Annotated in this window: 22 protein-coding genes; 9 read left to right on the forward strand and 13 right to left on the reverse strand. The window is 73.7% G+C overall.

Annotation, left to right across the window (positions count from 1 at the left end; genetic code table 11):
* The first annotated feature begins 82 nt into the window (after positions 1-82).
* From ACTHAM_RS08415 to ACTHAM_RS08425, 3 genes are read left to right on the forward strand one after another with little or no spacing between them, the layout of a single operon-like run.
* On the forward strand, positions 83-2,059 hold the full coding sequence (locus tag ACTHAM_RS08415) for an APC family permease (RefSeq protein ID WP_440686309.1): 1,977 nt from the start codon (positions 83-85) through the stop codon (positions 2,057-2,059).
* Positions 2,060-2,087: 28 nt separating this feature from the next.
* Complete coding sequence (locus tag ACTHAM_RS08420) at positions 2,088-3,536, forward strand: sensor histidine kinase (protein WP_440686311.1); 1,449 nt, start codon at positions 2,088-2,090, stop codon at positions 3,534-3,536.
* Entirely contained in the window at positions 3,533-4,207 is a 675-nt protein-coding gene (locus ACTHAM_RS08425) for a response regulator (RefSeq protein ID WP_440686313.1), read from the forward strand. Before ACTHAM_RS08420 ends, ACTHAM_RS08425 begins: the two co-directional genes overlap by 4 nt.
* Here the strand turns inward: ACTHAM_RS08425 and ACTHAM_RS08430 are convergent.
* Together ACTHAM_RS08430 and ACTHAM_RS08435 are read right to left on the reverse strand one after the other, a co-directional pair.
* Positions 4,170-4,913 (reverse strand): HAD family hydrolase, encoded by a 744-nt coding sequence (locus ACTHAM_RS08430; protein ID WP_440686315.1) that lies wholly within the window; start codon positions 4,911-4,913, stop codon positions 4,170-4,172. The genes ACTHAM_RS08425 and ACTHAM_RS08430 overlap by 38 nt on opposite strands.
* Positions 4,898-5,968 carry a phosphotransferase enzyme family protein gene (locus ACTHAM_RS08435; RefSeq protein WP_440686317.1) on the reverse strand — a complete coding sequence of 357 codons (1,071 nt, stop codon included), beginning with the start codon at positions 5,966-5,968 and terminating at the stop codon, positions 4,898-4,900. Before ACTHAM_RS08435 ends, ACTHAM_RS08430 begins: the two co-directional genes overlap by 16 nt.
* Before the next feature lie 298 nt (positions 5,969-6,266).
* Here ACTHAM_RS08435 and ACTHAM_RS08440 point away from each other — a divergent pair, with 298 nt between their 5' ends.
* The 3 genes from ACTHAM_RS08440 to ACTHAM_RS08450 are packed head-to-tail and all read left to right on the forward strand — an operon-like array spanning position 6,267 to position 9,933.
* Positions 6,267-7,619, forward strand: coding sequence for an aspartate aminotransferase family protein (locus ACTHAM_RS08440; RefSeq protein ID WP_440686319.1), 1,353 nt, complete (start codon positions 6,267-6,269; stop codon positions 7,617-7,619).
* A complete protein-coding gene (locus ACTHAM_RS08445; RefSeq protein ID WP_440686321.1) occupies positions 7,616-8,395 on the forward strand; it encodes a GntR family transcriptional regulator in 780 nt (259 codons plus the stop codon). Before ACTHAM_RS08440 ends, ACTHAM_RS08445 begins: the two co-directional genes overlap by 4 nt.
* Entirely contained in the window at positions 8,392-9,933 is a 1,542-nt protein-coding gene (locus tag ACTHAM_RS08450) for an amino acid permease (RefSeq protein WP_440686323.1), read from the forward strand. Before ACTHAM_RS08445 ends, ACTHAM_RS08450 begins: the two co-directional genes overlap by 4 nt.
* 64 nt (positions 9,934-9,997) lie before the next feature.
* On the opposite strand, the gene ACTHAM_RS08455 is transcribed toward ACTHAM_RS08450, so the two are convergent.
* The 7 genes from ACTHAM_RS08455 to ACTHAM_RS08485 form a co-directional block, all read right to left on the reverse strand.
* The gene (locus ACTHAM_RS08455) at positions 9,998-11,233 is read right to left on the reverse strand and encodes an Acg family FMN-binding oxidoreductase (protein WP_440686325.1); all 1,236 of its coding nucleotides are present in this window, start codon (positions 11,231-11,233) and stop codon (positions 9,998-10,000) included.
* Entirely contained in the window at positions 11,230-11,865 is a 636-nt protein-coding gene (locus ACTHAM_RS08460) for a TetR/AcrR family transcriptional regulator (RefSeq protein WP_440686327.1), read from the reverse strand. The genes ACTHAM_RS08455 and ACTHAM_RS08460 overlap by 4 nt, the downstream gene beginning before the upstream one ends.
* Before the next feature lie 74 nt (positions 11,866-11,939).
* Positions 11,940-12,764 carry a DNA-formamidopyrimidine glycosylase family protein gene (locus tag ACTHAM_RS08465; protein WP_440686329.1) on the reverse strand — a complete coding sequence of 275 codons (825 nt, stop codon included), beginning with the start codon at positions 12,762-12,764 and terminating at the stop codon, positions 11,940-11,942.
* A 51-nt stretch (positions 12,765-12,815) separates the two neighbouring features.
* A complete protein-coding gene (locus ACTHAM_RS08470) occupies positions 12,816-14,288 on the reverse strand; it encodes a glutamate synthase subunit beta (RefSeq protein ID WP_440686331.1) in 1,473 nt (490 codons plus the stop codon).
* A gap of 209 nt (positions 14,289-14,497) precedes the next feature.
* Positions 14,498-16,621 (reverse strand): glycosyl hydrolase, encoded by a 2,124-nt coding sequence (locus tag ACTHAM_RS08475; protein WP_440686333.1) that lies wholly within the window; start codon positions 16,619-16,621, stop codon positions 14,498-14,500.
* On the reverse strand, positions 16,618-17,361 hold the full coding sequence (locus tag ACTHAM_RS08480) for an HlyD family efflux transporter periplasmic adaptor subunit (protein WP_440686335.1): 744 nt from the start codon (positions 17,359-17,361) through the stop codon (positions 16,618-16,620). Before ACTHAM_RS08480 ends, ACTHAM_RS08475 begins: the two co-directional genes overlap by 4 nt.
* On the reverse strand, positions 17,358-19,088 hold the full coding sequence (locus ACTHAM_RS08485; RefSeq protein WP_440686337.1) for a glycosyltransferase family 2 protein: 1,731 nt from the start codon (positions 19,086-19,088) through the stop codon (positions 17,358-17,360). Before ACTHAM_RS08485 ends, ACTHAM_RS08480 begins: the two co-directional genes overlap by 4 nt.
* Positions 19,089-19,424: 336 nt before the next feature.
* Between ACTHAM_RS08485 and ACTHAM_RS08490 the strand changes: the two genes are divergently transcribed.
* Entirely contained in the window at positions 19,425-20,756 is a 1,332-nt protein-coding gene (locus ACTHAM_RS08490; RefSeq protein ID WP_440686339.1) for an MFS transporter, read from the forward strand.
* Here ACTHAM_RS08490 and ACTHAM_RS08495 read toward each other — a convergent pair.
* Genes ACTHAM_RS08495 through ACTHAM_RS08505 form a run of 3 tightly spaced genes read right to left on the reverse strand, consistent with a single transcriptional unit; the run spans position 20,753 to position 22,648 of the window.
* The gene (locus ACTHAM_RS08495; RefSeq protein WP_440686341.1) at positions 20,753-21,565 is read right to left on the reverse strand and encodes a metal-dependent hydrolase; all 813 of its coding nucleotides are present in this window, start codon (positions 21,563-21,565) and stop codon (positions 20,753-20,755) included. The genes ACTHAM_RS08490 and ACTHAM_RS08495 overlap by 4 nt on opposite strands.
* Positions 21,565-22,479, reverse strand: coding sequence for a PH domain-containing protein (locus ACTHAM_RS08500; RefSeq protein WP_440686343.1), 915 nt, complete (start codon positions 22,477-22,479; stop codon positions 21,565-21,567). Before ACTHAM_RS08500 ends, ACTHAM_RS08495 begins: the two co-directional genes overlap by 1 nt.
* Position 22,480: 1 nt before the next feature.
* Complete coding sequence (locus ACTHAM_RS08505) at positions 22,481-22,648, reverse strand: hypothetical protein (protein ID WP_440686345.1); 168 nt, start codon at positions 22,646-22,648, stop codon at positions 22,481-22,483.
* A gap of 413 nt (positions 22,649-23,061) precedes the next feature.
* Here ACTHAM_RS08505 and ACTHAM_RS08510 point away from each other — a divergent pair, with 413 nt between their 5' ends.
* Entirely contained in the window at positions 23,062-23,502 is a 441-nt protein-coding gene (locus ACTHAM_RS08510; RefSeq protein ID WP_440686347.1) for a hypothetical protein, read from the forward strand.
* 35 nt (positions 23,503-23,537) lie between these two features.
* Here ACTHAM_RS08510 and ACTHAM_RS08515 read toward each other — a convergent pair whose 3' ends face one another.
* Positions 23,538-23,801, reverse strand: coding sequence for a metal-sensitive transcriptional regulator (locus tag ACTHAM_RS08515; RefSeq protein WP_440686349.1), 264 nt, complete (start codon positions 23,799-23,801; stop codon positions 23,538-23,540).
* 166 nt (positions 23,802-23,967) lie between these two features.
* On the opposite strand from ACTHAM_RS08515, the gene sqr reads away from it, so the two are divergent.
* Positions 23,968-25,221 (forward strand): type III sulfide quinone reductase, selenoprotein subtype, encoded by a 1,254-nt coding sequence (gene sqr, locus ACTHAM_RS08520; protein ID WP_440686351.1) that lies wholly within the window; start codon positions 23,968-23,970, stop codon positions 25,219-25,221.
* The last annotated feature ends 2 nt before the right edge of the window (positions 25,222-25,223 follow it).

A 25,223-nucleotide genomic window follows, 5' to 3' on the forward strand; every position in this document is an offset into this window, starting at 1 on the left:
GGACGTCAAGACCTGAGGGGTCCGCGTCAAGAACGCGTCAGGATCGTGCGCCGGGGCCGCGCGTCCGCCGTTCACTGGCGAGGTGACCCAGATCGCCAGCCTGCCCAAGCGGCTGCTCGTCGGGCGGCCGCTGCGCAGCGACCGGCTCGACGACACGCTGCTGCCCAAGCGTCTCGCCCTGCCCGTGTTCTGCTCCGACCCGCTCTCGTCGAACGCGTACGCCACGCAGGAGATCCTGCTGATGCTCTCGCTCGGCGGGGTGGCGCTGCTGCACCTGACGGTGCCCGTCGCGGCCGCCGTGGTGGTGCTGCTGATCGTGGTCGTGGTCTCCTACCGGCAGACCTGCTACGCCTATCCGGGCGGCGGCGGGGCGTACGCGGTCAGCCGGGCGAACCTCGGCCAGCGGGCCGCGCTGGTGGCCGCCGCGGCGCTCCTGGTCGACTACGTGCTGACCGTGGCGGTCTCGATCGCCTCCGGGGTCTCGAACGTCGTCTCGGCGTTCCCGGCGCTGGCCCCGCACGCGGTCTCGATCTCCGTCGGGCTCGTCGCGCTGATGACCCTGGCGAACCTGCGCGGTGTGCGGGAGTCGGGTGCGGCGTTCGCGGTGCCGACGTACGGGTTCGTGGTCGCGGTGTTCGCGATGATCGCCGTCGGGCTGGCACGGACCGCCGTGGGCGCGGCACCCGTCGCCGAGTCCGCGCACCTGTCGATCGCCCCGGTCGGTGAGCACGCCGGGGTGCTGGCGCTGGTGGCGATCGGCCTGCGCGCCTTCGCCTCGGGGTGCACGGCCCTGACCGGTGTGGAGGCCGTCAGCAACGGGGTGCCCAACTTCCGGCCGCCCAAGAGCCGCAACGCGGCCAGCACGCTGGGCATCATGGCCGTGCTCACGGTGACGATGTTCGTCGGGCTCACCGCCCTGGCCCTCATCTCCGGGGTGCACGTCTCCGACGAGGTCGAGCGGCTCATCGGGGCACCCGAGGGGTACCAGCAGCGCACGGTGATCGCGCAGATCGCCGGGGCGGTGTTCGGCACGAACAGCGTCGGCTTCTACGTGGTGCAGGCGTTCACCGCGCTGATCCTCGTGCTGGCCGCCAACACCGCGTTCAACGGGTTCCCGGTGCTCGCCTCGATCCTCGGGCAGGACGGCTACCTGCCCCGGCAGATGGCCCGCCGCGGCGACCGGCTGGTGTTCAGCAACGGCATCCTGATCCTCGCCACGGCGGCCGTGGTGCTGCTGGTCGCCTTCCGGGCGGACCCGAACCGGCTGATCCAGCTGTACATCCTCGGCGTGTTCGTCTCGTTCACGCTCAGCCAGGCGGGCATGGTGCGGCACTGGTCCGCCGAGCTGCGCACCGCACCACGCTCCGCGCACGCCCGCATCCGACGGGCGCGGGTGATCAACGGCGGCGGCGCGCTGCTGACCGCGGTGGTCCTCGTCGTGGTGGTCAGCACCAAGTTCACGCACGGTGCGTACCTCGTGGTCATCGCGATGCCCGTGCTGTACGTGGCCATGCAGGGGGTGCGCAAGCACTACGCGCGTGCCGACGCCGAGGTCGCGCCCGGTCCGGAGGGGGTGCCCCTGCCCAGCCGGGTGCACGCCGTGGTCCTCGTCTCGCGGATCAGCCGGCCCGCCCTGCGCGCGCTGGCGTTCGCCCGCGCGACCCGGCCGTCGAGCCTGCGCGCGCTGACGGTGCGCACCAACCCGGAGGAGAGCGACCGGCTCGTCGCGGACTGGACGGCGCGCGACGTGCCCGTGCCGCTGACGGTGCTCGACTCCCCCTACCGCGACATCACCCGCCCGGTGCTCGAGCACATCGCCTCGATCCGCCGCGACAGCCCGCGCGACGTCGTCGCGGTGTTCCTGCCCGAGTACGTCGTCGACCGTTGGTGGGAGCAGCTGCTGCACAACCAGAGCGCGCTGCGCCTCAAGGCGCGGCTGCACTTCATGCCGGGCGTGATGGTGACCTCGGTGCCGTGGCAGGCCGGCTTCGACCCCGAGGGGCGCGTGGCCGCGCAGGACGACCTGCCGATGGGTGCACCGGTCGTCGCGAACCGGTGACCGTTCGCGCACGTGCCAGGCTGGGCGCATGACCAGCATGGCGGGGTACACCCCGATGTCGGCGGCACCCCGGCTGACACGCCTGTCGCGGACCCGCCGCGTGTCCGCGGTCGTGGTGCTGCTGGTCGCGCTGCCGGTGCTCACCGCCGTCGCGGGCGGCAGCAGCGAGCTCTCGTTGGGCAGCGACCTGCTGCTCTACGTGCTGCTCGTGGTGGTGGTGGCCTCGGTGGGCGGCATCGGCCCGGGCGTGCTGGCGGCACTCGCCTCGGCGTTGACGGCCAACTGGTTCCTCATCCCGCCCCGGCACACGCTGGCGATCGAGAGCCGCGACGCCGTCCTCGAGCTCGTGGTGTTCCTGGCCGTCTCGCTCATCGTGAGCGTCACCGTCGAGCTGGCGGCCCGGGAACGCGCCACCGCGGGCCGCACCGCGCTCGAGGCCCGCGTGCTCGCGGACGTGTCCGCCCGCGCCCCCGGCGACCTGCAACCGGCCGAGGTGCTGGACGAGGTGCGCCGCGCGTTCTCCATGACCGCGGTCGCCCTGGTCCGCTCGCGGCCGGGACGCGCCGACGAGGTCGTCGCCTCGGTCGGTGCGCTGCCCGAGGCTCCCGCCGCGGACGCCGTCCCGGAGGGCCCCGCCGCGCGGCTCAAGGCCGGCGACGAGCTCGAGCTGGTCGCCCACGGGCCGGTGCTGTTCGCGGAGGACCGCGGGCTGCTGCAGCGTCTGGCCGCCGCGGCCGGGCGCGCGTGGGAAGGGCAGCGACTGGCGGCGCACGCCGTGGAGCTCGCGGAGACGGACCGGATGAGGGCTGCGCTGCTCGCCGCCGTCGGCCACGACCTGCGCACGCCGCTGGCCGGGCTCAAGGCCGCCGTGTCGAGCCTGCGGCAGGACGACGTGGAGTTCTCGCCCGACGAGCGCTCGGCGCTGCTGGAGTCGATCGAGGAGTCCACCGACCACCTGACCGACATCATCGCCAACCTGCTCGACATCAGCCGGATCGAGGCCGGTGCGGTCAGCGCGCTCCTCGCCCCGGTCGCGCTCGACGAGGTCGTCGCCCGCACCCTGCTGCACGTCCCCGTCGGGCAGGTCGACCTCGACCTGTCCGACTCGTTGCCGCTCGTGCGCGCCGACGCGGGACTGCTCGACCGTGTCGTGGCGAACCTCGTCGACAACGCCCGGCGGCACACCCCGCAGGACGTACCCGTGGAGGTCCGGGCGCGGCTCGTCGGCGACCACGTCGACCTGCAGGTGCGTGACCACGGGCCCGGGGTGCCCCGCGAGAAGTGGGACAACCTGTTCGTGCCGTTCCAGCGGCTCGACGACAAGGGCGTCGGGGGTCACACCGGGCTGGGGCTGGCCATCGCCCGAGGGTTCTGCGACGCGATGGACGCCCGGCTGACCCCCTCGCAGACGCCCGGGGGCGGTCTGACCATGACCGTGCGGCTGCCCGTGGAGCCCGTGGGGGTGCAGGCACCATGACCAGGATCCTCGTCGTCGACGACGACCCCGTGCTGGGCCGGGCGCTGTCGATCAACCTGCGCGCCCGGCACATCGACGTCGACCTCGCCGTGGACGGTGCCGGCGCGCTGCACCAGGCCGCGTCGACCCCGCACGACCTGGTCATCCTCGACCTGGGCCTGCCCGACATGGACGGTGTGGACGTCGTGCACGGCCTGCGTGGCTGGTCCGACGTGCCGATCATCGTCCTGTCGGCACGCGACTCGCAGTCGGCCAAGGTGGATGCGCTCGACGCCGGTGCCGACGACTACGTGACCAAGCCGTTCGGCATGGACGAGCTGCTCGCCCGGGTGCGTGCCGCCCTGCGCCGCTCGACGCACGAGCCGGACGCCCCCGTGGTGACGACCCCGTCGTTCACGGTCGACCTGGCCGCCCGCCGGGTCGAGCGTGACGGGGTACCCGTGCGGTTGACGCCCACCGAGTGGCACGTGCTCGAGGTGCTCGTGCGACACCCCGGCAAGCTCGTCACGCAGCGCGACCTGCTGCGCGAGGTGTGGGGGCCCGGGTACGAGCAGGAGACGAACTACCTGCGCGTGTACCTGGCCCAGTTGCGCCGCAAGCTCGAGCCGGAACCCGCGCGGCCCCGGCACCTGGTCACCGAACCGGGGATCGGCTACCGGTTCGAGCCGTGATCGCGGGCGCGGACCCACCGGCCGGACCGCCGGCCGGGCCAGGTCGGTCCACCAGGCCGAGCTCGTGCGCGAGGGCATCGAGCCCGGGCAGCCGGCGCAGGCGCGGGTGCTCGGCGAGGTCGTCGGGCACGCTCTGCGCCGGGTCGATCTGGTACGTGCGTGCCCCGCAGGCCAGTGCGGCCCGCACACCCGTGGGTGAGTCCTCGACGGCCACGCACGCCGCGGGGTCGACACCCAGGCACGCCGCGGCCTGCAGGTAGCCGTCGGGTGCGGGCTTCGCCCGCAGCACGTCGTCACCGGCGACGACGACCCGCACCGTGCCGGCCGGCGCGCAGCCGGCCAGCGCGCGGGCCAGCCCGCCGTGCGTGGCGGTGACCCACGCGCACGGCACACCGGCCGACTGCAGTGCCACCAGCAGCGCGCGGGCCCCGGGCTGCCAGCGCAGCTCGCGGCGCAGCGTGCGGCCCACGTGCGCGTGCAGGCGGTCGGCCAGCTCGGCGTCGTCGAGCGGGACACCGCGGCGCCGCAGCTCGACGCACAGCGCGGGGATCGACCACCCGACCACGGCCAGGTCGTCCGCGGGTGACCACGGCAGCCCGTACGCACGCGCGGTGTCACCCACGGCCTGCGACCAGGCCGGTTCGGAGTCGATCAGCGTGCCGTCCAGGTCGAGCAGGACGGCCGCCGGTGTCAGCCGACCAGCCACGTCGGCCGGTGCAGGTACTTCTCGGCCACCTCGAGCGTGCCCTCCCGCTGGGCCGCCCACAGCTGCGGCGGCAGGGCGTCCTGGCGGTGGGTCGTGGTCCAGCCGAGCATCTGCAGCCGTCGGATCATGGACAGCGCGCACGCCCGCTGCTCGTCGAGCACGTCCAGCGGCCGCACCTGCGAGTAGCCGGACAGCCACTCCTTGGCCATCGCGTCGGCGTAGGGCACGTGCTCCATGAACGTCAGGGCGGCGGCGAAGTCGTAGGCGAACCAGCCGTAGCCGCAGTCGTCGAAGTCGATGACCGTGAGCACGTCGCCGTCGATCATGATGTTCGAGGGCCGCAGGTCGGCGTGGATCAGCCCCCACTGGTCGGGGGTACGCGGGGCGTCGACGAGGACCTCGAGCGCGGCGGTCTGCGCCCGTCCGAGCAGCCGCAGGGCCCCGGCGTCCAGGTCGGCGTCCTGCCAGCGTCCCCACCGGCACGTCGGGCCGACCATGTCGGTCAGCTCCCAGGAGTGCCGACGGAAGCCGACGGGCGGTACCCAGGCCATGGCGTGCTCGTGCAGCTCGGCCGTGGTGCGACCGATCTGCGCGTAGTACGGCACCGGGTCGGCGATGTCCTCCAGGATGCTGCCGGGCACGAAGCCGAACGACACGCACGTCCAGCGGTGCCCCACCTCGTCGAGCACCTCGACGGCGAAGCGGCCCTCGACGCTGCGCAGCCCGGCGGGCACGTCGGCCGTGCCGTGGGTGGCCAGGGCCTCGACCCACGCGAGCTCGGACTCGAACGCGGCCGGGTCGCCCATGTACCCGGGGCGCGCCACCCGGGTGACCGCGACGGGCGTCCCGGCCTGGCGGACCAGGAACGTGGCGTTCTCCGAGACGGTGATGAGCGTGACCTGGGTGGTGGTGGGGTCGAACAGCCAGGCGTCGACGATGCCGTCGCGCAGCCAGCGCGGGGCGGGCGCACCTTGGGCGAGCGCGTCGAACGCGGCCAGCGACGCAGGCGCTGGCACGGTCGAGGTCACGGGCGGGGACAGCAGCTGATCGGTCATCGGGGGCCCCTCGAGGGTCGGGGCGAGGCCGGGCGGGCAGAACCATCGTGCGCGCCCCGGCCGGTCCGGCAGAAGGGCTCGGCCGCAGATTTCACGTGCACGTCACAGACCCGCACGCGCGTGACCGGCCATTAACACCAGGCCGCCACCGGTAACACAGTTCTTACGCGCACCCGGGACGCCCGGTGCGCCCGCGGAGAACGATGGGCGTCATCCACGAGCGAGGGCCGGGCGGCCGACCGACGCGGACCGGGCGATCACGCCCGCGCACCACCCACCACCTCGCGGAGGACTCCCCGTGGCGACCCGTTCGACGATCATGGACACCAACAGCTTCCGCTCCGACGCCGGCGGTGAGCTGCCCTGGCCGACCGCACAGCTGGTCCGCCGCCGCGAGCGTGTGCTCGGCCCCTCGTACCGGCTGTTCTACCGGCGGCCCGTGCACCTGGTGCGCGGCGAGGGCGCGCACCTGTACGACGCCGACGGCCTGCAGTACCTCGACGTGTACAACAACGTGGCCTCGGTGGGGCACTGCCACCCGCGGGTCGTGGCCGCGATCGCCGAGCAGGCCGCAGCGCTGAACACGCACACCCGGTACCTGCACGACCGTGTCGTGCAGTACTCCGAGGACCTGCTGGCCACGATGCCGGACGAGGTCGACCAGGTGATGTTCCTGTGCACCGGGTCGGAGGCCAACGACCTGGCCGTGCGGGTCGCCCAGGCGGCCACCGGCGGCACAGGGGTGATCGTCAGCGCCGAGGCGTACCACGGGAACTCCGCGCTGACCTCGCAGCTGTCGCCCGCGCTGGGGACCGCGCAGCGGCTGGGGCTGGACGTGCGCACGGTGCCGGTGCCGGACCCGCTGCGCACCGGCACGGACGAGCCGGGAGCCTGGTTCGCGGCGCGCATGGCCGAGGCGGTCGCCGACCTGGAGCGGCACGGCGTGCAGGTCGCGGCGTTCGTCGCCGACTCGATCTTCTCCTCCGACGGCGTGTTCCCCGACCCCGTGGGCTACCTGGCACCCGCGGTCGAGGTGGTGCGCCGGGCCGGCGGGGTGTTCGTCGCCGACGAGGTGCAGCCCGGCTTCGGGCGCACCGGGAGCGAGTTCTGGGGGTTCGCCCGGCACGGTGTGGTGCCCGACCTGGTGACCACCGGCAAGCCGATGGGCAACGGCATCCCCGTCGCGGCCATGGCGGCCCGTTCCGGGGTGCTGGCCGCGTTCGGCGAGTCGATCCCGTACTTCAACACGTTCGGCGGCAACCCGGTGTCGATCGCGGCGGCGCAGGCCGTGCTCGCGGTGATCGCCGAGGAGGGCCTGCAGGAGCGGGCCGCGCGCACCGGCGCCCGGTTCCTGGCCGAGCTGCGCACCCTCACCGCCGACCACCCGCTGATCGGCGACGTGCGCGGCGTCGGGCTGTACATCGGCGTCGACGTGGTCACCGACCGGGTGTCGATGGCGCCCAGCACGCAGGTGGCTCTCGACCTGGTCGAGGCCCTGCGCGACCGCCGGGTGCTGACCTCGGTGTGCGGTGCGGGCGGCAACGTGCTCAAGCTGCGCCCGCCCCTGGTGTTCTCCGACGACGACGTCGACTGGTTCCTGGCCGCCTTCGCCGATGCGCTCGACGACGTGCTCGTGCCGGACCGGCCGTGACCGCCGCGTCCGTCGACACCCTGTGCGTGCGGCTGCGTGCCCGGCTGCGCGCCGAGCAGCTGGGGCCGGGTGAGCGGCTCGGCGACGAGCGTTCGCTGGCCGAGCAGCTGGGGGTGCCGCGCGCGCAGCTGCGCTCGGCACTGGACCGGTTGGAGGCCGAGGGGCTGGTCCGCCGCACCATCGGCCGCGGCGGCGGCGTGCGGGTGGCCGACGGGCGCATCGAACGGAACCTCAACACGATCGAGGGTCTGCCCGACATCGCCCGCTACCAGGGGTTCCACGTCGACACCCGGGTGCTGCGCGTCGAGCTGACCACCGCCGGTGCCCGCGAGCGACGACTGCTGCAGCTGCCGGAGGGGGCGGCGGTGCACCGCCTGTGGCGGCTGCGCCTGGCCGACGGCCGCCCCCTCTCGCTCGAGGAGTCGCACCTGCCCGCCGACCTGTTCCCTGGCCTGGCCACGCAGGACCTCGGTTCGCTCTACCGGACCTTGCGCACCGTGTACGGCGTCGAGCCGGAGTACAGCGACGAGAGCCTCGAGCTGACGTTCGCCGACCACGAGCAGGCCGCGCACCTGGGCGTCGACGTCGGTTCGCCGCTGGTGCACGTGCAGCGCACGGCGACGGGCACCGGCGGGCGACCCATCGAGGCCGCGCACGAGCACTTCGTCGGCACCCGCATGCGGTTCCACCTGCGCAAGTACGGGTACGTCACCGCGCAGCACGAGCACCAGAACCGGCACGAGGACCAGCACCAGCACCCGAGGAGGACATCATGAGCGCGACACCGACCACGAGCGTCGCCGGCGTGACCTACGCCGCCGCCGACCAGACGTACTTCGACAAGCGGGGCCTGACTCGCACGGCCGGGTTCTGGGGCCTGTGGGGCATCGGCATCGCCGCCGTCATCTCGGGCGACTTCTCCGGGTGGAACCTCGGCATCGGCGAGGCCGGCTGGGGCGGGTTCGTGGTCGCGACCGTCCTGGTCGTCGTCATGTACTTCGGGATGCTCTTCTCGATCGGCGAGATGTCGGCCGCCATGCCGCACACGGGAGGCGCGTACTCCTTCGCGCGCGCCGCGATGGGCCCGTGGGGCGGGTTCGTGACGGGCCTGGCCGAGACGGTCGAGTACGTGATGACCACGGCCGTGGTCGTGTACTTCTCCGGGCAGTACGCCGACTCGATCACCTCGGAGCTGTTCGGGGTGTCCCTGCCGGCGTGGGCGTGGTGGCTGATCATCTACGGCGTGTTCCTCGCGCTGAACACGGCCGGGGCGGAGATCTCGTTCAAGTTCGCGTTCGTCGTCTCGTTGATCTCGATCGCGGTGCTCGCGGTGTTCGCGGTGATGGCGCTGACCTCGTCCTCGCTCGACCTGGGCTCGCTGTTCGACATCGAGCCCGACCCGGGCCAGAGCACCTTCCTGCCGCACGGGTTCGGGGCGATCTTCTTCGCGCTGCCGTTCGCGATGTGGCTGTTCCTGGGCATCGAGGAGCTGCCGCTGGCGGCCGAGGAGGCGCACACCCCCGCCAAGGACATCCCCCGTGCGGGCTTCTGGGGCATGGTCACACTCGTCGTCACCGCGGCCGTGGTCGTGGTGCTCAACCCGGCGATCACCGGCTCGGCGGCGCTGTCCGGCTCCGGCGAGCCGCTGCTCGACGGGTTCCGGACCATGCTGCCCAGCGGTAACGTCGCGGCGATCCTGTCGGCGTTCGCGCTCGTCGGCCTGCTGGCCTCGACGCAGGGGATCATGTTCGCCTACGGCCGCAACATCTACTCGCTGTCCCGTGCGGGGTACTACCCGACGGCCCTGTCGCTGACCGGTGCCCGCAAGACCCCGTGGGTGGCGTTGCTGGTGGGGGCCGCGATCGGGTTCGCCGCCCTGGTACTCGTGGACTACGGGGTGGCCTCCGCCGGGTCGATCGTGCTGAACATCGCCGTGTGGGGCGCCGTCATCGCCTACCTGCTGCAGATGGCCTCGTTCGTGCTGCTGCGCCGCCGGTTCCCGGACGCCGCCCGGCCCTACCGCAGCCCGGTCGGTGTGCCCGGCGCGGTGGTCGCCGGCCTGCTGGCCCTGGCGATCTTCGTGGCCGTGATGCTCAACCCGGACTACCGTGCGGCGATCGTCGCCATCGGGGTGGTCTTCGCCGTCGCGCTGGCCGCCTTCGCCCTGTGGGGCCGTTCGCGTCTCGTGCTCTCTCCCGAGGAGGAGTACGCGCTGTCCGGAGGCCTGAGCGCCCCGGCGCCGGACGAGGTCGCCGCGGCCGACGACGAGGCCGGGGCACCGCTGGAGGACGAGGGCGAGCTCGTCGGCTCCTGAGCGAGCCGCGTCGGGGGCGCCTGCCGGGCGGGCGCCCCCGACGGTCCGGGTGGTGGGCGACGGGTCAGACGAGCACGTCGGCGAGCGGGCGACGCGGGCTGCGCCCACCGGCCCGCTCGGGGTGGCCCACGCGCACCAGCAGCAGCCCTCGCCGGGCCCCGTCGGGCACGATCCGTTCCCACCGCTGCGCCAGGTCGGCGGCCGTACGCGCGTCGCCCGCCATCCCCAGCGCCACGGCGTCGAGGTACTCGGTGACCTGGTTCATCGGCTGCGCCGCCAGGCCGGCGGCGGTGCAGGCGAGCAGCAGACGTTGCAGCGCGACTCCCCCGGCCACCTGCGCGGCCGTGTCCGTGACGTCGTCGACGACGAGCACCGCGTAGGCCGCCGCTGTCGCCGTGTGCACGTCGCGGGTGCGCTTGACCCAGAACTCGTCGCCCTGCCGCCGCGACGAGGCGGGCAGCACCGCGGCGGCGAACGAGGTCACCCGGTCCAGGCCCTGGCAGTCGAGCGTGAGGCCGTCGCGGTGGCTGTCGACCTGCGACCGGGTGGAGCGGAACCACGAGAACGCCTCGACCGACATCGCCTCGTCGGCGACGACCGCCACGGTGGCGTCGACCACGAGCGCACCGAGCGCGGCGCGCTCGTCCGGGTCGACCACCCACTGGACCCGCACGCCGTCTCGTGCGGCCTGCGTGGCCAGCTCGGCCAGCACGTCGGCCTCGACCGGCTCGTCGGTGAACGCGCCACGCGAGGTGTGCCGGTCGGCGAGCACCCGCGCGAGCGCCACGTCCTGCTCGTCGGCCGCGCGCTCCCCCACGGTGACGCGCGCGGCGGGTCCGTGCGGGCCGTCGGGCAGGTAGGCGACGGTCGTGCCGGCTCCCCGGGCGGCGGCGGCGACGACCATGTTCGTCACGGCGCAGCCGATCCCGGCCAGATGCTCGCGGCCCGAGGCGTCGTTGACGGGCATCGTGCGCGTCGGGTCCTCGTGCACGTCGATCGTCCGCCGGTCACCGGTGCCGTCCGCGACGGCGAACGTCCACGGCTGGGTGTTGTGCGGGTTCGCGGCGAGCACCCCGGCCGCGACCAGGTGCCGCCCGAGGTCGTCGACGTCCGCCCACGTCGACCACAGGTCGTAGGGTGCGCCGACGCCGACCTGGAACGCCCCGTTGAGCGCGCCGCGGACGCCCGTGCCGACGGTCGCCACCGCGACGAGCCCGCCGAGCCCGAGGGCGCCGCGGCGCAGGAGCGTGCGGCGCGTGAGCCCGCGCGGACGGTCCTCGTCCGGCTGCCGGCCGCTCATGCCTGCACCCCCAGCACCGTGCGTCCGCGGTCGGTCAGCTGCGCGAGCAACGGCGCGAGGAGCACGTCGGGCACCCGGTCGGCCGGTCCGACGGTCTCCAGGTAGCCCGGCCCCAGCTCGGCCAGGATCCAACCGCCCAGCACGACGTCGCGTGCGTGCAACGGCGGGCTGGGTGCGCGGAGCAGACCGGCCTCGACCAGCACGTCGACCGCGTGCGTGAGGGCCTCGACGCGCGTCTGGTAGCTCGCGCAGTAGACCTCGGCGAGCTCGGCGTCGGAGCGCAGCAGCGGGACGAGCTCGCGTGCGAGCGGGCCGTACCGGTCCGTGAGCTGCCCCTGCCCGCTGAGCACCGAGGCGAGGGCACGCAGTACCGCGTCAGGGTCGCCCTCGGCGAGTGCGGCAGGGAAGGTCGACTCGGCCTGCCACCGCTCGACGAGCGCGCGCAGGATCGCGGGCTTGCCGGAGAACCAGTAGTAGAGGTTCCCGGCGCTGATGCCGGCCCGTTCGGCGACGTGGTTGGTGGACACCGGACCGATGCCGCGTTCGTCGAACAGGGCGAGTGCGGCGTCGAGGATCTCCTCGCGTCGGCGGGTGCGGGTTGCGGGGACGCCGTCGCGTCGGGTGCCGGTCATGGGTTCTAGAGTAATTGCTCTAGTCCATCTCGGCCACCCGTCGGCCACCCCCGTCCGTCAGCCCGACCCCCGGCTCACTCCTGGCACCCGCCGCACGCGTAGACCGCGCCACCCAGGTACGTCGACTTGCCCACCCGTCCGCCGCACCGCGGGCACGGCACCTCCAGCGTCCGGCGGCTGAGCACCGTCCGGTACCCACCCGGCTCCCCCTGCAAGGTGCGCTCGGTGTCGCGCCCACCCCCGGCAACCATCGCCGCCAAGGTCGAGCGCACCGCGTCCATCAGGGCCGTCCGCGCCGCCGCGTCGAGCGTGGCCACCGCACGCCGCGGATGCACCCGCGCCTGCCAGCAGATGTCCTGCAGCACGCCGTTGCCCAGCCCGGGGATCCGCTGCTGCGTCGCCAGGAACGCCTTGACGGAACCGCGCTCGACACCGTCCTGCGCCCACAGCCCGGCGACCCACTCCTGGTCGAACCGCTCCGTCAGCGGCGACGGGCACCGCAGGGCCGCCTCCAGGTACGGGTCGGGGTCGCTCACGTCGACCAGGTGCAGCCCGCCGTACATCTGCACACCGACCGTCAGCGCCGACCCGTCGTCCAGGTCGAGGCGCAGCTGGTGCCTGTCCGGCACGCGCGCACCCGGTGCGTGCAGCCGGGGGTACGCCCCGTCGCCCAGCAGCAGGTGCTCACCCCCGCCGACGTCGATCAGCACCAACCCGCCGGCCGCCGACGCACCACCCAGGACCCTGCCGCGCAACCGGGACCGGTACGAGCCCGGATCACCGGAGTAGAACGCGAACCCGTGCGGTGAACGGCCTGCCTGCGCCTCGACGACGGTGCGACCCGTCAGGGCAGCCTGCAGGCCCGCGGCGTACGTGACAGCCTCGGGCAACTCGATCATGCCGCCAGCCCAGCGCGCCGAGGCCCTCGGCACCAGGGACGAAGGGACCGGTCAGGCCCGCAGCGAAGCCGTGCTGGCGCGGATGGGCGTGGGCAGCTCGGTGCGACCCGACAGGTAGGTGTCGACCGCGGCCGCGGCAGCCCGGCCCTCGGCGATCGCCCACACGATCAGCGACTGCCCACGGCCGGCGTCGCCGGCCACGAACACCCCGGGCACGTCCGTGGCGAACGTGTCGTCGCGCGCCACGGCACCGCGCTCGGTGAGCGTCACCCCGAGCTGGTCGAGCAGCGCGCCGCGCTCCGGCCCGGTGAAGCCCATGGCCAGCAGCACCAGCTGCGCCGGGATCTCCCGCTCGGACCCCTCGACCGGCGCGAACCGCCCGTCGACCAGCTCGACCTCGACCAGCCGCAGCGCACGCACCTGGCCGTCGTCGTCCGCGAGGATCTCCTGCGTGCTGACCGCGTAGACGCGCTCGCCGCCCTCCTGGTGGGCGCTGGAGACCCGGTAGATCATCGGGTAGGTCGGCCACGGCTGCGAGGACGGACGCTCCTGCGGCGGGCGCGGCATGATCTCCAGCTGCGTCACCGAGCGGGCACCCTGCCGGATGGCCGTGCCCACGCAGTCAGCGCCGGTGTCACCGCCGCCGATCACCACGACGTCCTTGTCGGTGGCCACGACCTGGTCCTCGACGACCTCGCCGCGCGCCACCCGGTTGGCCGGCACCAGGTACTGCATGGCCTGCAGCACCCCGCCGTGCTCGCGACCCGTGACGGGCAGGTCGCGCGGTGTGGTCGACCCGACCGCGACGACCACGGCGTCGTACCGCTCACGCAGCTGCTGACCCGTGATGTCGGTGCCGACCGCGACGCCGTTGTGGAACCGGGTGCCCTCGGCCTCCATGAGCGCCAGACGGCGGTCCACGTGCCGCTTCTCCATCTTGAACTCGGGGATGCCGTAGCGCAGCAGTCCACCGGGGCGGTCGGCACGCTCGTACACGGCCACCGTGTGACCGCAGCGCGTCAGCTGCTGGGCAGCGGCCAGGCCGGCCGGGCCGGAGCCGATCACCGCGACGGTCTTGCCGGTCATCCACTGCGGCACCTGCGGCTGCACGAGCCCGCGGTCGAACGCCTCGTCGATGATCGTGACCTCGACGTTCTTGATGGTGACCGGCGGCTCGTTGATGCCGAGCACGCACGCGGTCTCGCAGGGCGCCGGGCACAGGCGGCCGGTGAACTCCGGGAAGTTGTTGGTCATGTGCAGGCGCTCGATCGCATCGGCCCACTGCCCGCGCCAGACCAGGTCGTTCCACTCGGGCATCACGTTGCCCAGGGGGCAGCCGTTGTGGCAGAACGGGATGCCGCAGTCCATGCAGCGCCCGGCCTGACGGGTGACCATCGCGACGTCGTCGGGGTGGCCGGCACGGTGGGCGTGCACCTCGCGCCAGTCCATGATCCGGACGTCGACGGGCCGGTCCGCGGGCAGCTCGCGCTGCCGGGTCGTCAGGAACCCTCGGGGGTCTGCCACGTCGCCGCCTCCTCATGCCGGGCTCACGCCCGTTCCCGCGCCGGGCGACGGGCCCGACCAGCACGCAGGCTACGGGGGTGGGCCCCGCTCGACCCAGCCGAAGGTCCCGCTCCGCGGACACCAGTCGCCCGGCACGCACATCTGCGCAGGTCAGCAGGGGTAAAGGCGCCCCCGAAGGTCGAGCGCCCGCTGCCCGGAGCGTGAGACCGTCACCTAGCACGGGCCGGTGGCGCGGCGAGCCAGGCCAGCAGGTACGTCCGCGAGTCGGCGTCGTCGATCGCCGTGTCGGGCAGGTCCGCGGCAGCCGTCGCGGCAGCGTGCGGGTCGACCAGCGCCAGGTACATCACCAGGTAGTCGCCGAACTGCACGTCGAACCCCGCCGGCGCGGCCTCGGCGACGGCCGACCTGACCTGCTCGGCGTCCGCCGCGAACAGCCCGTCCACGGCCGGCATGGGCAGCAGCTGGATGCCGAGCATGGCCGACGGCTGCGCGCTGAACCACGTCGCGTAGTCGCGCTTGGCACCCCACGACATCGCCAGGATGCGGTGGCCGAACCCCTCGTCCACCAACCAGCCCAGGTCCGGCTCGGTCCAGTACGCCCGGGCGCTGAACGCCTCCGTCGACAGCATCCACGCCGCCTGCGTGGCCAGGTCGTCCTGGCCGGAGGCCCGCGCCCACAGCCCCAGCCCGTTCCACGCCGAGATCGCCTCGGCCGTCGACTCCTGGTTGTTGCCGTCGGCGAACGGCGAGGTGCCCGACGCCCAGGAGTGCCCGCGGTACACGTCGAGCACGCGCAGCGCGGGGAACCAGGCGGACGGCTCCCCCGCGGCGATGTCGAGCGCGAGCAGGTCCATCACGGGCGCCAGGTCGGCGGCCAGGTCCGGGTCGTCGGCCGCCATCAGGCCCGCCGCCCCGAGCAGGTAGCCGTAGTGGAAGTGGTGGTCGTTGAACTCCTCGGACCCGAACGACGGCGTCAGCCCGACCACACCGCGGGCGGTCTCGTCGTACAGGAAGCAGCGCGCCGCGCGGGTCCGGCAGCCGTCCGGCTCGGTCCACTCGCGCAGAGCCCCCACCACGCGCTCCGACAGCGCGGCCACGGCCTCGTCCTCGCCGAGCGCGCGGCCAAGGGTCACCAGCATCGCCGAGCGGTACAGCGCCTTGCCACCGAAGTAGGTGTCCGACGGGTACGCGGACGTGGTGGCCACGTCCGCGCGCAGCTGGTCCGCGAGCGCCGCCCGCGTGGGCCCGTCGACCTGCGCGATGTCGGGCGCGGCGGTGGGCGTCAGTGCCGGCACGCGCGTGACGAGGTCCGTGCCGGGGCACAGCGTGAGGGTGCCGTACACGCTGGGGTAGGTCCCCAGGTCGCACTCCGACGCCTGACCGGTGCCGCCCACGCCGCCCGCGACGTGGTGGGGCATCGCGGCCACGACGGTCGGGGTCCCGCGCGCCGTGGTGTAGCGCAGCGTGGTGCGCGCGACCCCGTCGGCGACCCCGAGCTCGCTGACCCCGTAGGTCAGGGCCGTCGCGGTCACCGGGTCGGCCGCGGCCTGCGCCAACCGGTCCAGCGCCCGCTGGTCGGCGTCGTCCGGCAACGGGTACACGGTGGCGCTCTGGCCGGCCGCGAGCGCGACCTGCTGCCCGCTCACCGCCCCGGCCGGCCCGGTGGCCACCAGCGCCCACGTCCGCCCGGCGACGTGCGCGGTGGCGGGGTCGTCGGCGGTGCCGGTGCCGGCGAACGCCACGTCGGAGCGCAGCGTGAGGTCGCCGGCGGCGGTGAACGCCACGAACGGTGAGCCCTCGGCCAGCACGAGCCGGCCCAGCGGCTCCCCCGACGCGTCGAGCGGTTCGAGGGTCACCGACGCGGTGTCGTAGGCGACCACGCGGGAGGTGGCGGCGCCCACGTCGAGCGTGACGGCCGGCACGTGCGGGCCGACGACCGCTGCGTCGGAGACCACCGGCACGGGCAGCCCGAGCGACCAGCCGGCGTCGGTGAGCGCGAACGATCCGGGCAGCGCGAACACGGGCTGCGGCGCGGGCCCGAACACGAGGCCGCTGAACCACCGGTTGGTCGGTGGCACCATTCCGTCGGCCAGCCGCATCGGCCCGAGGTCACCGGGTGACCCGTGCTCGACGGCGTCGACGAGCGCGGCGGCGTCGAGGACCGGTGGCCTCGCGTCGGGCGGGTCCCCGGTGAGCGCGGCGGTCGAACCACCGGTACCCCCGAGGTCCGCACCGGGTGCGTCGGCACCGGCCCAGGGCGGCCGCAGCGCCGCCACCAGACCGCCGGCGACCAGCACCGTGGCGACCGCGGCCACGAGGGGCGCCCGGTTCACCCCGGCCACCGGTCCAGGAGCGAGTCCACCGCGACGGTGAGTCGGTCCGCCATGGTGCTCACGACACCGTCACGGCGCAGGTGCAGCGTGGCCGTCACCGGGGTGCCGGGGGCGACGAGGCCGTCGGCCGCACCCCGCACCAGACCGGCGCTCGTGACCGTGGCGACCGCCTGGGCCGCACCGCCGGTCGACTGCACGCTCACGTCGCCGACGGTGCCCGTCAGCCGGGTGCCGTCCGGCAGGGCGAGGGCGACCTCGGCGGAGTCCTCGAGCCGGGCGTACTGCTCGGGCGTCAGCTCGTACTGCGCGGAGACGTACAGGGTGCCGGTCCGCTCCACGGTGGCCAGCACCGTGCCGGCCTGCACGAACGTGCCCGTGGTGCTGCGCAGGTCGGCGACGATCCCGTCGCCGGTGGCCGTGACGGTCAGCAGCCCGCTGGCGTCGATGGTCGCCGCCGAGGTGTCGGGGTCGACGAGGCCGTGCGCGACGTCCTGACGCAGTGCCGCGCTGTCGATCACGACCAGCGGGTCCCCGGCGGCGACGTGGTCACCGACGGCCACGGGCTGCTCGACGACGAGCCCGGCGTACGAGGTGCCGACGTCGTAGGTCAGGGTCTTGATGGACGCCTCGCGGCTGGCCACCTGGGCCTGGCTGCGGTCCAGGTGCACGGTCAGCGCCGCCACCGCCAGCAGCACGGCCAGCAGGCCCGTCAGGAGCCGCAGCACCGCGGCGGCGGTCACGCTGCACCGCCGCGGGCGGTGGTGAGCTCACGACGGCGTCCGGGCGCGGCGGTGATCGCCACCCGGACGGGTGGCACCGTCGCCACCCGTCGGCCTCGACGTGCTGCGGCCCGCGCCTGCCGGCTCTCGCGGGCGGCGGTGACGACGAACGCCCCGAGGATCGCCGCGTTCGTGGTGTTCCAGGCCAACGCCAGGCTGAGGGTGCCGACCCCCAGGTCGCGCCAGAGCCCCACGAGCGAGGTCAGCGAGAGGAACACGAAGAACAGGATCTGCGGTGCGATGAACGCGAACGGGGACACCGCCGCGCCCTGGCGCCCGGTGACGTGCCAGCCCTTCTCGCGGCGCAGCAGGGCGTCGACCAGGGCCCGGGTGTAGATCGGGAACGAGACGGTCGACAGCATGAGAGTCTCCCAGCGGAACGTGCCCAGCGTGTAGAACGCCAGCGCGATCTGCAGCACGTAGAACCCCGCGTAGTAGAGGACCCACGTGCCGGTCGAGGTGTCGATCGCCATCGGCGAGAGCCCCAGGTAGATCTGCATCGGTGGCACGAGGAGCAGGAGCAGCGGCGTGATGCCGGTCAGGTAGTGCGTCGCGGTCACGGTGTACTGCAGCCGCTGGTCGAGGGTCAGGGTGCGGCGCGGCGCGAGCGGGTTGTGGGTCAGCAGGATCTCGAACCCACCGGTCGCCCACCGCTGCTGCTGCTTGGTGTACGCCTCGATCGTCTCGGGGGTGTCACCGATGGCCAGAGGCATGGGGATGAACACCGACCGCCACCCGCGTTCGTGCAGCAGCAGCGAGGTCCACACGTCCTCGGACTTGGAGTCGGTGTACATGCCGCCGACGTCGTCGATCGCGGTGCGCCGGAAGACGACGTTCGTGCCGACGCAGAACGCGGCGTTGAAGCGGTTCCGCCCGGGCTGGATGTACCGGTAGAACACCGTCTGCATGTACCCGGCACCCCGGGAGATCAGGGTGTCGAGGTTGCCGTACACCTGCGGTGTCTGCACGAACGCGACGTCCGGCGAGGCGAAGAACGGCAGCGTCTCGCGCAGGAACGCCCGGTCGGCCACGAAGTCCGCGTCGAGGATGACGAAGAAGTCGCCGTGGGTGAGGGACAGCGCGTGGTTGATGTTGCCGGCCTTGGCCCCGCCCGAGGAGCGGCGGCGCACGTACCGCACACCCAGCTCGGCGGCCAGGTCGCGGATCGCGTCGGAGCGGCCGTCGTCGAGCACCCAGGTCAGGTGGGCGCCGTCGATGTCGCGGGCGGCCACGAGGGTGCGGCGGACCACCTCGGGGTCCTCGCCGTAGGTCGTCACGAACACGTCGACGTCGACCGGACGGTCGTGCAGGTAGGGCCGCCAGCGGCGTGGGTCGTCACCGGCTCCCTCGCGCAGGATCTCGGGGGCGTCGAACAGGCGGTCCTGCGCGTGGTGGAACGCGAACCCGCGCGGGTTGTGGCCGGCGGACAGGATCGTCCACATGGACAGCAGCGCCTGGACGACCAGCACGGTCTCGGCGGCCATCACCATCAGGTACGGCACGAGGTCGCCGCGGTGCGAGGGGTCGAGCAGGAACGCGGCGTAGGCGAGCACGCCGGCGCTGGCCAGGAGCACCAGCAGCATGAGCGAGGGGGACTCGGCCGCGGAGTCGCCGGTGCGGGCGCCCGCACGGGGGTCGTCGGTGCGGCGGGGGGTGGTGAGCAGTCGGTCGACATCGGTGAGGGTCATCGCAGCTCCCGTACTGGAGAGGGGGCGGGGCGCTCGCACGGTGGGACTGGCGGCGGGTGCGCACCGGCTGCGATGGCGGCGGCGACGGGTCCCGACATCCGGAGGAACCGGAGGAATGGGACGTTCCGCATCGACGCTACGAGGCCCGTGTGTCGGACAGGTGAACAGTTGATGTGACCTGGGTCACATGCGTGCGGTCGGTCGGGACTTTGGCGCCTCAGGGGCGCCCGGCACCACCACCTACGCTGGAGCAGTCGTCGGACGCGGGCAGCCACCTCGCCGGCACCCCGGTCGACCGCACGGGCCGACACCCACCGCACGGACGGAGCACGGACGATGCACGGCGAGCGCCTGCCCTCGACGCGCGCCGCGACGATCGCCCTGAGTGCCGCGGTCCTCGCCTACTTCATCGCCGTCGTGCACCGCACCGCGCTCGGCGTCGCCGGCGTCGAGGCGATCGACCGGTTCTCGCTCGGCGCCACCGGGCTGGCAATGTTCTCCGTCACCCAGCTCACCGTCTACGCAGCCATGCAGATCCCCGCCGGTCGCCTCCTTGACCGGTTCGGCGTCCGCGCCATGATCGTCACCGGTTCGACCGTGATGGCCGTCGGGCAGCTCGTGCTCGCCCTGGCCACCGACGTGCCCGCCGCCCTGGTCGCGCGGGTGCTCATCGGCGGGGGCGACGCGGCCATCTTCATCAGCGTCTGCCGCCTGGTCGCGGCCTGGTTCCCGCCCCGCCGCGTCCCGGTGCTCGTGCAGACCACCGGGCTCGTCGGCCAGGCGGGGCAGATCGCCTCGGCCATCCCCGTCGCCTGGTTGCTGCACGGGTACGGCTGGACCGCCACCTTCGGCACCCTCGCCGGGGTCGGGCTGCTCGCCGCCGGGGCCTCCGCCTGGAAGATCCGCGACCGGCCGCCGACCGCGCAGCCCACCGGCCCGGGCTCGACCGGCACACCCCACGACCCGTTCTGGCCCGCCGTGCGCGAGTCGGTGCGACCGGCGGCGACCAAGCTCGGGTTCTGGAGCCACTTCGTCAGCCCGTTCAGCGCGAACGTCGTCTCCTTGCTGTGGGGCGTGCCGTTCTTCGTCACCGCGCAGCAGCGCACACGCGCCGAGGCGAGCCTGCTGCTGACGATCCTGACGCTCACCGCCATGACCTCCGGCCCGATCATCGGCCACCTCACCTCACGGCACCCCCTGCGCCGCAGCTGGATCGTGCTGGCCAGCAGCACCGCGACCCTGCTCGCCTGGGTGTCCCTGCTGCTGCACGACACCCCCCGCCCGATGTGGCAGCTCGCGCTGTTCGTCGTGGTGATCGGTGTCGGCGGCCCCGTCTCGCTCGTCGGCATGGACTTCGCCCGCTCGACCGCGCCGGCCCGGCTGCAGGGCACCGCGACGGGCTTCGTGAACTCCGGCGGGTTCATCTCGACGATCGCCGGGGTGCTCGCCGTCGGACTGGTCCTGCAGACCGCCTCACCGCCCGGGGCCACCACGTACTCGTTGGACGCCTACCGGCTGGCGTTCAGCGTGCTGCTGGTCCCCTGGGTGATCGGCGTCGGCGGTGTGCTGCGCAACCGGCGGCGTGCGCGCGCCGTGCTACTCGCGTCCGGCACCACCGTGCCACCGGTCCGCGAGGTGCTGCGCCGCCGACGGCAGACCAGCCGCTAAGCCCCCGGCATCTCGCCGAACCGGGCGACGATCGCCTCGACCGCCGCACGGTCCAGCCCGACGCCCCGCACCAGCGCGTCCACCACGCCGACCCCGGCGTACACGCCGACGGGCACCAGCAGCAGCCACTCCCGCACCGAGCCGGCGTCCCCCAGCAGCGGAAGAGCCAGCCGACCGCTGGGACGCCACACCTCGCGCAGACCGGGCACCGAGCGCACCCAGCGCGGCGCCTTCGGCATCCACGGCCACAGGAGCGGCACCCCCCGCGTGGTCAGCAGGTCGCCCAGCACGTGCACGGACGCACCCAGGCCGACGGCCAGGGGGAGCCAGTCCGTGCGGTCCGGCGCCGCGACGAGCACGAAGAACGCCGCCGAACCCGCCACCAGCCACGGGCCGACCACACCGTCACCCGTGAGCCGCCACACGCGCGCCGCGAACGCCACCAGGAGCAGGGCGAGGATGGCCGCCCCGAGCGCCAGCCGGCCGTACGAGCTGGGCACCGTCACCTGGCCGAGCAGCGCCGCCAGAGCGGTCGCCACACCCACGCCCAGGATCGAGTGCGTCCCACGCCGGTGGCCGCCCGAGACCTTCTCGACCGCGGCGCACACCAGGTCGGAGACCGGCGGCAACGACTGGGCGATCGTCGCGCTGCCGTGGTCGGCATCCGGCAGCAGCGCAGCGCCGGCGCACACGAGCGCCCCGGCGATGACGCCGGCGGGCGGGACGGGGTGCCACCCGAACGCGAAGCTCGCCGTGGAGGTCACCGCCACCCACGCCGCCGCACCCGACAGCGCGTGGTGCCCACCCATCATCGGGACGTCACCTGCCCGTCGAGGTCCGTCCCGTCGTCCTGCGGGCGCGCCCCGTGCGCCCGGACGCCCGTCGAGGACCCTCGACCGGACTCCCCCACCGCGACGAAAGGCGTGCGCGGACCGTCGACGTGCCACGCCGGCCCACCCTCGTCGACGCCATCCGGCTCGGGAGATCGGGGCGCACGCAGGCGCAGCGGTTGCGTGTCGCCGACCTCCGGCAGGAACGAGGGTGGCAGCGGGACGGGGGCGGACGAATCGGGCACGGAGGACACCTCACCATGCGCCACCGACACGCCCTCCCGCAGGTCAGCGCCCGATGCGGCCTGTGCGGCTGCGGGAGCGGGTGCAGGCGCCGCACCGAAGCCCGGCAGGCCGGGGGGCCGCCCCTGGCCCGGCGCGAAGATCGTGGCGCACAGCCGCCGGTACGTCTCGTCCGGGCGCGCGACCCACCCGATGCGCCGCATGGCCTGGTCCTGACCGGCCGACTCGAGCACGAACTCCCCGTACCCGAGCACCTGCCCGACCAGCGACCTCGAGTAGCTCATGTCGGTGACCTTGTGCAGGGGCATCATGGCGACCCGGTGCGTGAGCAGCCCGGTCAGCAGCAGCATCCGGCGGTCGGTCGCCACGAACCACTCGACCCGCCACTCCAGCAGCCGCCACACGAGCCGGACGGTGGGCAGCAGCCCGAGCCAGAGCACGACCAGGCCGACGTCGCCGACCGCCGCCTGGGCGCGCTCGGCCAGCACGGCGCCGACCGCGAGCGCGACGACGGCCGTGATCGCCGGTTCGGCGAGCCGCGCCCAGTGCCGCCGCACGGCGAGCACCACGTTCTCGTCCGCGAGCACGTACCGACGCAGGCCCCGGTGCCGCTCGACGGCGTCGACCGAGGCGCCCGTCGCCCCGCTCACGTCAGGAGGTCAGACTGTCGAAGAACCGGCCGAACCCGGCGAAGGCGGCCGAGATCATCTCCCACAGCGCGCGCACCACGTCCGCGGCCCGTTCGGGGCTGGTGATGACGGCGTAGACCAGGAAGATGACGATGACCCAGATCAGGGCGCTCTTGGCCTTGGGCGGCATGGTGTCCTCACACGTCGTCGCGCACGCGTCACGCGTCGGCACGGGCTGTGGCTGATGGGTGGGTGCAGGGGTCGGCCCGACCGTGCGGGGGCGGGGTCGGGCCGACCGGCGGTGACGATACAGACATATCGGGCGGACGCGCCGACGACGCGCGCGACGCGCCCGGTCCGACACGCTCGACGTCGTCCGACATGCGGTCAGGGGTTGTTCGCGCAGGCCACGGCGACGACGATCTGCCCATGCCTGCCGCCCGCACACCGTTCGTGGTGGTGGTGCGCGCACTGACCGGCACCCCCGTCGCGGGGTGCTCGGCGACGTCGTGTCGCCCGTGTCCGCGGTCCTGCTGACCGCCTCACCGGCCCGACCGACCCCGCTGCCCCCGACGGCAGCCGCCCCGCTGGAGCATCCCTGCCATGTCCTCGCTCGTGCTCGACCGCACCCGTCCGGTGCCGGCACCCGCCCCTGTCGTCTTCCGGCCGTCCTCGGCCGTCGCCGTCGCACTGGCTGCGGCGCGCGCCGATGTGGTCCGTCTCGAGTTCAGTGCCGCGTGGCCTGATATCGCCGCGCTGCGCGGGGCCGTGAGCCTGCTGCACGAGGAGCTGGCGGCGGTGGGTCGCCCCCGCGCGCAGGTGCGCGTCGAGCTGGCCGTCGAGGTGATCGTGGTCGCGGACCCCCGGGTCGCCGCCGCGACGAGGACCCGGTTCGAGATGCTCGACGCGCTCTCCGGCGTGGCCCCGCACGTGGGTCGCGGGAGCCTGGTGGGGACGGCCGACCAGGTGCGCGCGCAGGCGCAGCGGCTGGCACGGCAGGTGGGGGCCGACGCGGTCGTCACCGTGCCGCTCGCCGGCACCTGACGAGGAGCGGGCCCGGGGCCGATCCAGGTGTGGTGTCAGGCCAGGGAGAGGAACAGCTTCTCGAGGCGGGCGACGTCGAGCTGCTGCTCGCCCTCAGGACCGGTGAGGCACTGGCGCATGCCGGTGGCGATGATCGCGAAGCCTGCTTTGTCGAGCGCGCGGCTGACGGCCGACAGCTGCGTGACCACGTCCTCGCACTCGCGGCCCTCCTCGAGCATCCGCAGCACGCCGGCCAGCTGACCCTGGGCGCGCTTGAGGCGGTTGACCACTGCGGTCATCTCGGCCGGGTCCAGCTGCATGGCGACTCCTCCGCTCGTCGTCGCGGGGCATGCTGCCTGCGCGCTCGTCCTGCACCCAGGATACCCCGGAGGGTAACCGGGACCTTCGTCACTGGCCGTTCGTCGGCGCCGTCCTAGCGTCGGAAGCAGACGAAGGGTCACATCGACGAAGGCGTGGTGTGGGGTCATGTCCAGACGTCTGCTCGTCCTCGGTGCCGGCACCGCAGGGACCATGATCGCGAACAGGATGCGCCGCGCCCTGGACGCACGCGACTGGCAGATCACGATCGTCGACAAGGACGACGTGCACCTGTACCAGCCGGGCTTCCTGTTCCTGCCTTTCGGCACGTACCGGCCCGAGCAGGTGCGCCGGTCACGGCACACGCTGCTCGCCGACGGCATCGACCTGGTGCTCGCCGGTGTCGAGCAGATCGACGCCCCGGCCAGCACCGTGACGCTCACCGACGGGCGCGTGCTGGCATACGACCAGCTCGTCATCACCACCGGCACCAGCCCGCGACCCGACCAGACGCCCGGCATGCTCGGCGAGGAGTGGCGGCGCAGCATCTTCGACTTCTACACGGTCGAGGGCGCCACGGCCCTGCACGCCGGGCTGCACGGGTTCACCGGCGGCCGGCTCGTGGTGCACGTGACGGAGACCCCGATCAAGTGCCCGGTCGCACCGCTGGAGTTCGTGTTCCTGGCCGACGCCTGGCTGCGCGCACGGGGTCTGCGCGGGCGTACCGAGCTCGTGCTCGCGACCCCGCTGTCGGGTGCGTTCACCCAGCCCATCGCCTCGGAACGGCTCGGCTCGATGCTCGTCGAGCGGGGCATCCAGGTCGAGACCGACTTCCTGGTGGAGCACGTCGACGACCAGGCCAAGGCACTGGTCTCCTACGACGAACGGCAGGTCCCCTTCGACCTGCTCGTCACCGTGCCGCTCAACATGGGCGCCGACGTGATCACCCGCTCGGGGCTCGGCAACGAGCTCGGGTACGTGGGCGTCGACCGCCACACGCTGCGCTCGCGCGCCCACCCGAACGTGTTCGCCGTGGGCGACGCGGCCGACCTGCCCACGTCCAAGGCCGGGTCGGTCGCGCACTTCGCGGTCGAGACGTTCGTGCGCAACTTCGCGTTGCTGGCCGACGGGCACGACCCCGTCGACTCCTTCGACGGGCACGCGAACTGCTTCATCGAGACCGGCCACGGCAAGGGGCTGCTCATCGACTTCGACTACGACACCCAGCCGCTGCCCGGCACCTACCCCCTGCCCTGGGTCGGGCCGCTGCGCCTGCTGACCGAGACCCGCGCCAACCACCTGGGCAAGCTCGCGTTCCGCTGGCTCTACTGGAACGCGCTGCTGCCCGGTCGCCCGATCCCCCTCCCTGCCCACATGTCGATGCGCGGGAAGGACACGACCCTGCTGGCCGACGCGGCCTGAGG

Source organism: Cellulomonas soli, from assembly GCF_052036975.1.
GTDB lineage: Bacteria > Actinomycetota > Actinomycetes > Actinomycetales > Cellulomonadaceae > Cellulomonas > Cellulomonas soli_A.